This is a genomic window from Desulfosarcina sp. (assembly GCF_041551955.1).
Classification (GTDB): domain Bacteria; phylum Desulfobacterota; class Desulfobacteria; order Desulfobacterales; family Desulfosarcinaceae; genus Desulfosarcina.
Genome location: NZ_JBFELV010000167.1, coordinates 1 through 9,834 on the forward strand (window position 1 = coordinate 1; position 9,834 = coordinate 9,834).

Annotated in this window: 8 protein-coding genes; 7 read left to right on the plus strand and 1 reads right to left on the minus strand. The window is 51.2% G+C overall.

Going from position 1 to position 9,834, the window contains the following annotated elements:
• From ABYV26_RS13615 to ABYV26_RS13630, 4 genes are all read left to right on the plus strand, one after another.
• Positions 1-1,572 (plus strand): GspE/PulE family protein (locus ABYV26_RS13615; protein ID WP_372681850.1); only part of this gene is annotated, 1,572 nt, incomplete at its 5' end.
• 27 nt (positions 1,573-1,599) lie between these two features.
• Complete coding sequence (locus tag ABYV26_RS13620; RefSeq protein ID WP_372681852.1) at positions 1,600-2,820, plus strand: type II secretion system F family protein; 1,221 nt, start codon at positions 1,600-1,602, stop codon at positions 2,818-2,820.
• A complete protein-coding gene (locus ABYV26_RS13625; protein ID WP_372681854.1) occupies positions 2,820-4,160 on the plus strand; it encodes a sigma-54 interaction domain-containing protein in 1,341 nt (446 codons plus the stop codon). Before ABYV26_RS13620 ends, ABYV26_RS13625 begins: the two co-directional genes overlap by 1 nt.
• A gap of 235 nt (positions 4,161-4,395) precedes the next feature.
• Positions 4,396-4,794, plus strand: coding sequence for a type IV pilin protein (locus ABYV26_RS13630; protein ID WP_372681856.1), 399 nt, complete (start codon positions 4,396-4,398; stop codon positions 4,792-4,794).
• 82 nt (positions 4,795-4,876) lie between these two features.
• Here the strand turns inward: ABYV26_RS13630 and ABYV26_RS13635 are convergent, their stop codons facing one another.
• Positions 4,877-7,042: a hypothetical protein gene (locus ABYV26_RS13635; protein WP_372681858.1), complete on the minus strand. Its 2,166-nt coding sequence runs from the start codon at positions 7,040-7,042 to the stop codon at positions 4,877-4,879.
• Between the two features lie 213 nt (positions 7,043-7,255).
• Between ABYV26_RS13635 and ABYV26_RS13640 the strand changes: the two genes are divergently transcribed.
• The 3 genes from ABYV26_RS13640 to ABYV26_RS13650 all read left to right on the plus strand — a co-directional run.
• On the plus strand, positions 7,256-7,720 hold the full coding sequence (locus ABYV26_RS13640; RefSeq protein WP_372681860.1) for a Tfp pilus assembly protein FimT/FimU: 465 nt from the start codon (positions 7,256-7,258) through the stop codon (positions 7,718-7,720).
• Positions 7,717-8,127, plus strand: coding sequence for a type II secretion system protein J (locus tag ABYV26_RS13645; protein ID WP_372681862.1), 411 nt, complete (start codon positions 7,717-7,719; stop codon positions 8,125-8,127). Before ABYV26_RS13640 ends, ABYV26_RS13645 begins: the two co-directional genes overlap by 4 nt.
• A 6-nt stretch (positions 8,128-8,133) precedes the next feature.
• On the plus strand, positions 8,134-9,834 hold a 1,701-nt coding region (locus ABYV26_RS13650; protein WP_372681864.1), incomplete at its 3' end, for a type II secretion system protein.

Consider the following 9,834-nt stretch of genomic DNA (forward strand, 5'->3'; position numbering starts at 1 on the left):
AGCAGCTCCGAAATCGTCAACCTGGTTTCTCAGCAGCTGACCATTGAAAAATACAGACCCGACGCCTATCCCATCGACATCTCTCTGTCAGCTGTGGTTCCGCTGGAGATGTGCCAGAAATATCAATTGGTACCCATCGAACGGAACGGCCAATTGCTGAAGATCGCCATGACCGACCCCATGGAGATCAACGCCCTTGATGCCATTGAGGTCTTCACGAATATCGAGGTGGAGGCGGTAATTTGCACCTATCAGGAACTCAATCATATGATTTCTAGCCTGTACGGCACCTATTCCGCAATCGGCGGGGTGCTGGACGGCATGAGCGACATGCAGATCGAAAGTGCCCAGGATGCAGAAACAGCAGCCATTTCAGAGGATGTGGAAGTCAGCTCCCTGCATGATATGGCGGAAGAGGCGCCGGTTATTCGCCTGGTCAACTCTATTCTCTCCCAGGCCGTTCGCGAGGGTGCCAGCGACATTCACATCTCGCCGGAAAAGGATTTCGTGCAGGTTCGCTTCCGCGTAGACGGCAAACTTCATGAAGTGCCGGCGCCACCCAAATCATTGTTGCTTTTGATCATTTCAAGGCTCAAAATTTTATCGAACATGGATATCTCCCTTTCCCGGATTCCCCAGGACGGCCGCTTTACCATTCGCATGGACAACAAGGAGATCAACATCCGGGCATCGACCATTCCCACCATCTATGGAGAAAACATGGTGCTGCGACTGCTCGACACCAGCGGAGGTGTCTATACGCTGGAACAGCTTGGAATGAACCAGGCGGATATCCTCAAGCTGGAACCGATCATCAACAAGCCATACGGTATGATTTTGAGCACGGGCCCCACCGGAAGCGGCAAGAGCACGACGCTGTATTCCATCCTCAAGAAAATCAACCAGCCAGACATCAACATCATCACCATCGAAGACCCCGTCGAATACCGTATAAACAAAATCCGACAGATCCAGCTCAACCGAAAAGCAGGCATGTCATTTGCCAGCGGCCTGCGTTCCATCATGCGTCAGGACCCGGACGTCATCATGGTCGGTGAGATTCGCGATTCGGAAACGGCCAGTATTGCCGTGCAAAGCGCCCTCACCGGCCACCGGGTGTTAAGCACGGTTCACACCAACGATGCTGCCGGGGCCATCACTCGGTTTATCGACATGGGTATCGAGCCTTTTCTCGTATCGTCGGTGATGCTGGTTTCGATTGCCCAGCGCCTGGTAAGGAAAGTCTGCCCATTTTGCAAAAAACCTTGGAAGCCGCCCGCGGCCGCCCTGTCCTACTGGGGGCTGGACAAGGTCCAGGGCGCCGATTTCGTTCAGGGGAAAGGTTGTTACAGCTGCATGGACAAGGGGTATAAAGGCCGCACCGGAATTTTTGAAATCTTGGTCATCGATGAAATGATTCAAGAGATGATCCTTCGCCGGGCTTCATCCCAGGAAATCATGCGGGCCGCCAGAGAATCCGGCCACCTGCGCACCTTGAAAGATGATGCCATTGGTAAAGTGATCCAGGGAGAAACGACCCTCGACGAAGCCGTGTCAGCGGTAATGATGTAACCATCTGTGAGGTATAAGCTTAATTTTATGGCCAAATTTTATTACCAGGCAATTACTGAAAACGGCAGTTCCGTGTCCGGGGCCATCGATTCCGATTCTGTGGAAGCCGCCACCCATGCACTGGTGGCCCGGGGGTATATCCCACAAGAAATAACCGATAGGTCAAAATCGGGGATTGGTTTTTTCCTGACGGAACTACAGGAAAAACTCACCCCCGTCAAATTGCCCGAATTGATCCTGTTCACCAAACAACTCAGGACACTGATCCGCGCCGGCGTCTCCATGCTAAAACTCCTTCAGGTACTTGAAAATCAATGTGAAAACATAAAGTTAAAACGGATTATTGTCTCCATTTCGCAGGATATCCGGGAGGGTGGGAGCTTATACGACGGATTCAGGAAGTACCCTTCCGTTTTTTCACCGTTATATTGCAGCATGCTTCATGCCGGTGAAACCAGCGGCGCCCTGCCCGAAATCCTGGACCGCCTGATCTATATCATGGACCATGATCATAAAATACGATCCGATATTCGATCGGCGCTCCAGTACCCGGCCATCGTCATCGTCTCGCTGCTGGCGGCGTTTCTAATCTTACTGACCATGGTCATTCCCAAATTCGCCGCTATTTTTCTGAAAACCGGACTCCAATTGCCCCTGCCCACGGTGATCTGCATGAAATTGTACGCCATCTTGACCGCCTACTGGCCGGTGTTGATCTTGCTGGCTGTCGGGTTAGGCATCCTTATCAACATCTATCTTAAAAGCGAGACCGGACGATACAGACGAGATCGGCTGCTGCTCCACCTGCCGTTGTTTGGCGTGTTGGTCCGCAAAGCGGCGATGGCTCGGTTTGCCAGTATTTTCGCCATTCTTCAAGCCAGTGGTATATCCGTACTGGAAACCATGACCATTTTGTCTGAGACCATCAACAACGCTGCGTTGTCCAAGGCATTCGAAAATATTACCGAACGCCTGGAAGAAGGCCGCGGGATTTCTGGCCCGCTGGCGACGTCACCGTATTTTACGCCGATCATCATCAACATGGTTGCCATTGGTGAAGAATCCGGGAATCTCGATGAGATGCTCCACGAAGCGGCCAAACACTATGATTCTGAGCTCGAGTTCGCCATGAAACGCATTTCCGATTCCATCGGTCCGCTGCTGACGGTTTGCTTGGCAGCCATGGTGTTGTTCTTTGCCCTGGCCGTCTATCTGCCCATGTGGGATATGGTCAAAATGGTTAACTGATGAAAGACATTCGTTTCCATATCAGCCTGTATGTCATCGTTCCGGTTATTTTTGCCGGAATCGCCATCTTGTCCATCATCGTCACCTACAATACGACCACCTATTATCTTTCCAAAGCCTTAAACCCGCAATGGCCCGTGGTTTGGTGGGGGATGCTGCTGATCGCATTCACCTTGATCTGCGGCATCCTCATCGTTAAGCTGCTGATCGATCCAGTAAAGCGTTTTATTATAAAAACAGAAGGGTTAGGGATTGTAAAAAATGTCAGCCCGCCAAAAAAGACCGCTGTTGCCACCGGTGACATGGGCAAATTTACCATGGTGTTCGATCAGGTTTCGGAATTGTTGAGCAAGGTTGAAGCCCGGCAGCTGTTTCCGGATATCGTTGGACAGAGCAAGGTGATGCGCGGGGTGTTTAACCAGATTGTCAAAGTGGCGCCCAAAGACTCAACGGTGCTGATAACCGGAGAAACCGGTACGGGAAAAGAACTGATTGCCCGAAGCATTCACCAGCACAGCAAACGGAACGAGCAGCCTTTTGTTGCCATTAATTGCGCGGCCATCCCTGAAGCGTTGTTGGAAAGTGAATTGTTCGGCCACGAAAAAGGGGCGTTCACCGGTGCAAATACCAAAAAACCAGGAAAATTCGAACTGGCTGACGGCGGCACCCTTTTTTTGGATGAAATCGGCGATATGCCGCTGGAAACCCAAGTCAAGGTGCTTCGTGCCATAGAGGAGAACACCATTGAACGATTAGGCGCCATAAAGCCGACAAGCGTCAACGTCCGTTTTATTGCCGCCACGAATCGAAATCTTGAACACATGGTTGACAGTGGCCTTTTTCGTCAGGACCTGTTCTACCGGCTGAATGTTTTTTCCATCATGTTGCCGCCATTGAGGCACAGGCGCGAAGACATTCCCTTGCTTACCGAAAAGTTTTTGAACGAACTGGGCAGAGAGCGACACCTGTCGTCGGAAGCCCTTCAGTTGCTGATGACCAACGATTGGCCGGGTAACGTTCGGGAACTGAAAAATGCGCTGGAATCGGCGGACGTTCTGGCAGATAAAAAAATTCTGCCGTCCAACCTGCCCGTGTCATTAAATCGAAACGATAGCTTCAATAGGCCAGCCCGTCACACGAACGAGAGAACCAAGGACCAAAATGGGAACACCGATCTAGATTGGCAAATCAAGGATTATGAGCGGCGCATGATCGTTGACGCCCTTCGCCGCTGCGGGGGGGTGCAAGTCAAGGCCGCCACCTTTCTGGGTATCAAGGAACGCAGTTTGTGGCACCGAATAAAAAAGCACCAGATCAATATCGCCGAATTTAAACCATAGCCGCGGCGCATAACCTACAAAATTCAGAGGATGAAACTACATAAAATGTAGGGTTTGCTTTTTTACGATCAATGATCTAAGTAACAAACGAACGGCCAGTTTTTTTTGGTCGGTGTTTTTTTAAGTTTTTCCTTACGGTTAAATTATCTACAGCACACAGTTGCTTAGCCGTTGGCACTATCTGTGCTCATGATAAACGCAACGACAACTTATTCCATGCCGAAATTGAGGAGCCATGACTGACGATCGCCAATTAAAGCAAGTTACCGAGAACCAGAAGGGTTTTACCCTCGTTGAAATTATTGCCGTATTGGTCATTTTAGGGATATTGGCCGCCGTGGCCATACCCAAATATTTCAACCTGCAGGAAGAGGCCCGAGATAAGGCCCTGGATGCCGCCTTGGGCGAAGGGGTTGGGCGGGTTAATCAACACTTCGCCAAGCAATTGCTTTTGGGGGACACGCCGGGTGCGATCATCTATGACAATACCACCATCGGAACGAATCTCGGTGACTTCACGTTGGACACATCCCTTTCTGGAAACACAATCACGCTGGGCATTACAGGGAATTCTGGTACCCAACTCGCCGGGCAAAGCAAAAGCAGAACTATTCCACGCCCCGGTTCACCCTGATCGCATGTTTTGCCGGCGAACCCCGCCGGAAACAGTGGGAATCTACACGCAACAGCCGGCGTCGGGAAAAGGCCCTTTGGTCTCAGCGGCCGTTCCCGGCGTTTTCTGATTCCCTCCTTAACGAAGACGAAATCACAGATAACAGATATTCAGGATGTTGCGTATAAGCCACCGCTTCAGTTAATTTTGCACGGGTCAAGCCCTCCTGCAGCCAGACATCCCATGCCTTATCGCCTTTGGCGACCAGAAGATCGGAAACCACTCGGTTAAGCCGGTCGTAATTTCCGGTCTGATCGTAAAGTTCGGTTAGCGTCAGGGCAGCGGCAAGGCTGTCGGGCCGTTCGCTTCGATAAGCCTTCCAGAAAAAAACAGCCTTTGTCAGGTTTCCCTGCAACCGATAGATTTCGCCGAAAATGGCCAACGGCCCAACGGCTCCAGGCAAGGCAACCCGGGCTTGCCGGGCATATCCGAGCGCCGTCTCCGCGTTTCCCTTGAATAGTTGTATTTTTCCCATTGCCGTTAGCATGTCGGGGTCACCCGGCCATTTATTGATGCACGCCTCGAGGTGTGTCTCCGCCTTTTCCACGTTTCCGTTGACCAGTTCGCACATGTCATAGGCCAACCACATGGTTTTGGAATTCGAGGTGATTTCGGTGGCCTTTTTAAAATAAGACAGGGCCTGCGAATAGTCGTTTTCAATGGTTTCGTAATATAATCCCAGGTTGTGGTAGGTCACCCCTTTCTGCGAGAGGTTGAAATACCGGTCTAAGGTTTCTGACCGCTGAAGCGCTTGAAATGCCCTGTCATTAAAGCCATGTTTCATCAGCTCAATACCGTAGTTGTTCTGTACGACGCTCAAGTGGGGTGATTTTTTAGCGTTGTCCCTCCAGAATATCAGACCGTGACGAAACAGACTGCTGTAAGCGTAGGTGGAGTGCCCGATAGACGCCAGGATCACCGCCACGCTAACCACAAACAGCATCTGGAATTTCCGGCTGTAGGAAAAATAACCAAGCGTCTGAAGTAAGAGAATGACCGGAATTACAAATAGTATCATGGAAGGGATGTAGTTACGGTGTTCGTAGATCAGTTCGAGGCCAATAAAAGAGCCTTCGATGGCATGGTTGACAAAATAGAAGACAACGGCAAAGGCGAAAAGCGGCTGCCTTCTGGAGAGCCAGAACAAGGCGGCGAAAAAAGACGCGGCCACCAGGATGATGGACGGCAGGGTCGTCCAGGGTGACCAAAGGGACGTGGATATGTCGATGTCATGAACCAGGGTCAACTCGGATTGCAGGGGATAAAACAGCATCTTCAGATAAACCAGGACCACACGCGATTGCGTCATCATCCTTTCAACGGCTGTATAAGGCCTGTTGTTATAACCGTCGAGCAGTCGGGTCGGATCAATGTAAAGCAGGCCAACGAGGATCACCAGGGCCAGCGCGGGCAGCCCCCATCGTGCCGCCTTTTTAACATCGATATGGGCAACGCCCCTGATCATCATCATTTCATACAAAAACAGCGAGACCGGAAGCATGGCGCTGTTCTCTTTGGTTGCGAAGGCACCCAGTGCACACAATCCGCAGGCAGCGTATCCGACAGTCGTTGCCCTACCTGTTCGGGCGGTCCTTGCTTTGAGATATCCATACATACCAATAATGGTAAACATGCCGGCCATCGAGGCCATCCGCTGAATGATGTAGGTTACCGCCGTGACCTGAATGGGATGAATGGCCCATATCATGGCTGATAAAAAGGCCGCCGGGTGGGCCCAACGGCGATACTTGTTGTCGACGATTGGCAACATCATGGAGTTTTTGATGAACAGATACAGAAACACCGTGGCGATAAAATGAATCACGAAATTGACTACGTGGTAGCCGAACACGTGGTTCTTTCCCCCATACCAGTTCAGGGCGAAGCTCAGGTATGCCAACGGACGTTTTATCCTTTCGGTGTTGGAAACGTTCGGTGACCCTAAATATAACGTTTTTTTCAGGGAAGAAACGTCGATCCGATCGAGGTGAATATTTTGATTGTTCAGGATATTCGGTTCGTCGTCGTATATCCAGATGCCTGAAAAGCTGGACGCATAAACCAAGAGAAGCACCACGAGAAAAAAAAGCAGCGCCGACACCGTCTGCCGGGCTGATTGATCGACGGGCAGTGATAGGGTGTGCTCAGGCACATCGATCGACTTTTCCGGTTCGCAAGGGGTCGAAGAAAAGGGTCGGTTCACATTCATGACCTGCATCTGGGTACGTTATCGTGCGCGTGCAAATGAAGCGTGGTTTTTACCTGGTCCTTTATTACGTTAAAATCGAGGTAAATACAATTCGTTAAGAACCGATGGCGTCGCTAACCGGAAAAGCGGCAAACTCGCTGATTTGAGGTTTTATTCAGCCTTAACATCTGGTATTCAACTGGCATGCCGCCATTTTACAAACCACGGAATCAGATGGGTTTTACCCCTATAGAAGTGCTGGTGGTGCTGATCATTATCGGCATCGTCAGCGTGATGGTTATCGGCCGCAGCGATATTGGCCGGACCGACCTGGTGGCCCAGGTCGAGGTAATCAAATCCCACATCCGCTATGCTCAGTCCCAATCCATGAAATCCGATCGGATATGGGGAATCCACTGCGATGACACGGGGAAGTCTTACTGGCTTTTTGTCGACGGCGACCCTGACGATGCGGGTAATCGACGGAAACTGCCTGGCGAGGAATCCACCATCGTCGATCTTACCCCATTTAAGCTGACCCTGAGCGCGATGACCCTCTCTTTTGATAATCGAGGCCGCCCCTGTGACGACAACAGCGGCACCCAACCCATCGAGGCTGATTTGTTGTTGACACTCTCGGCAGGCGGGGAAGCGAACACAACCATTCGTGTGACCCGAAGCACAGGCTTTATCCCATGAAATCAGAACCATCGGATCAAACAGGATTTACCCTGATCGAAATTATCGTGACCCTGACGGTTACCGCCATCCTTTCGGTTATGCTGGCACAGTTCATGGGAACCAGCCTCTCCAGAAGCGCAGAGCCAATTGTATCCATGCAGGAGGGCATGGCCCTGCAAAATGTCTTTGAGAGCATGAACGCGGACTATAAACAACTGCTGCTCTCCGACACCACACCCCTCGACACCTTTAAAAATAGGGTTGAAACCGCCGGTTTTTACGGTACCTATATACTGACCGACAGTAAATATATCCTTTTCGACGGCAACCAGGTAGAAGTGCCCTGCAGCACGCCGGGTTGCCGAATATTGAAGGTAACGATTTCAATGGGCGACCATTCATTGACCTCGCTGTTTACCCGATAACTTTCTATGAATCAGATGAAACCGGCTCCGGTCGACATGGAAGAACAGCACCGATCAAGCGGTGACGACGGTTTTACACTGATCGAAATCATCGTATCTTTGGTGGTAGCCGGGATTCTCGCCTCCATAGCCGGCATGGGCATCGTATCCGCCATCAGCAGCTATGCGATCGTCCGGGAGAACGTCAGCCTTTCCCAGAAAATTCAACTCGCCACCACGAGAATTCATCGAGAGCTGCTGGAATTGACCGGCATCAGCTATACCGATGGGACACGACCATATATCGTCTATTACTCGGCAACCGGCCAAGCGCATGCCATCGCCAAGGTGGATGATACGATCAAGCTTTATGAGGATTTGGAAGGACCGATTTCCGACACCGATCTTGAAAACAAAGGCGTCATTCTGACTGACCGCGTGGATTCATTTACCTTGAATTACTTTAAGGCCGGCAACAATTGGGTTTGGACGGATGACATTCGCGAACTTTCAACCATTCAATTTTCATTGAACTTGCTTCGCCAGGACCTTGTCGGAGTTACCGTGAATGCGACCAGCCTGGTTCATCTGAGGAACAACGACAATTACGGCGGCAGCTCAGCCACCGTGCCCGTTGACCCACCCACCGGCGACCAATATACCTGCTTTATTTCGACAGTGCGGCCCGGCCCGGTCGACTCCGACGTCGCAACCATCCGAACGCTGATAAGATGGGCATTCGTTGTGATACCACTGGGCTGTCTGCTATGGCGTGGTCGACCAAAAATCCATACTCACCCAGCCAAAGCCAAGCTTAACCTCTCCAATAAGGCCGATGGCAGCGCGCTGATTGGAATCATCATCGCCATCCTGGTATTTTCTGCATTGGGTGCCGCTATCGTGCCGATGATCAGCTCCTCCCAATGGCATCGCACCGCCACGGGCAGATCCACTCAGGCTTATTATCTGGCTGAATCCGGCATGCGCTACGCCGCCAGCCAATATCTCCATGCAACCGGTGAAATCGCCAAATATACGGCGTTGAACGCCGTCCACGGTGTTTCTCACCAGTTGCAGGATAATCAGGGTTCATTCACCGTTTCCTTTACCCCCTATTATTTCCTTGTGGACGCTGATCTCTTAAACACAGCTACATTGACAACGCGCATATACGGGAGTACCGCTTATTCCTTTCCCATGACAGGCGGCCACCTGAGCGTCAATGACACCGTTTACGCGTTTTCATCCGCGTCCCTTGCCGGGCAGGTGATTACCTTCAATGAATTGTCATCCCCAGTGACGGTTCCGGCAGACACGCCGGTATACCCAGTCGCGCAAACCGTCGCACAGACGGTTTCAAGCGGCGGTGATCTTTCCCTTTCCGCCGGTTCCGGCGAGCTGTTTCCGGACCGCAACGGATCCTTCATTCTGGCTGGAAAGACTTACACCTACCGGGAAAATAGCCGTGATACCAATACCCTTGTAGGCGTTAACCGAACCGATGGTTCCGATTTCTCGAATTTAATCGTAACCGCCAACGAAGATATTCGCCTGAAAAAATTTGTTGTCGTCACCTCTGTCGGTTCCGTGGGCAGCGGGGACATGATGGCATCCCGCAACATCGTTTACCACGTTCAGATTCCCGAAGATGAAAGTCCACAGCGCATGGTTTTTGAGGAGCGCTTTAACGATCTTGACAAGTGGAATGAATCCGTGCTCGGCGAACAT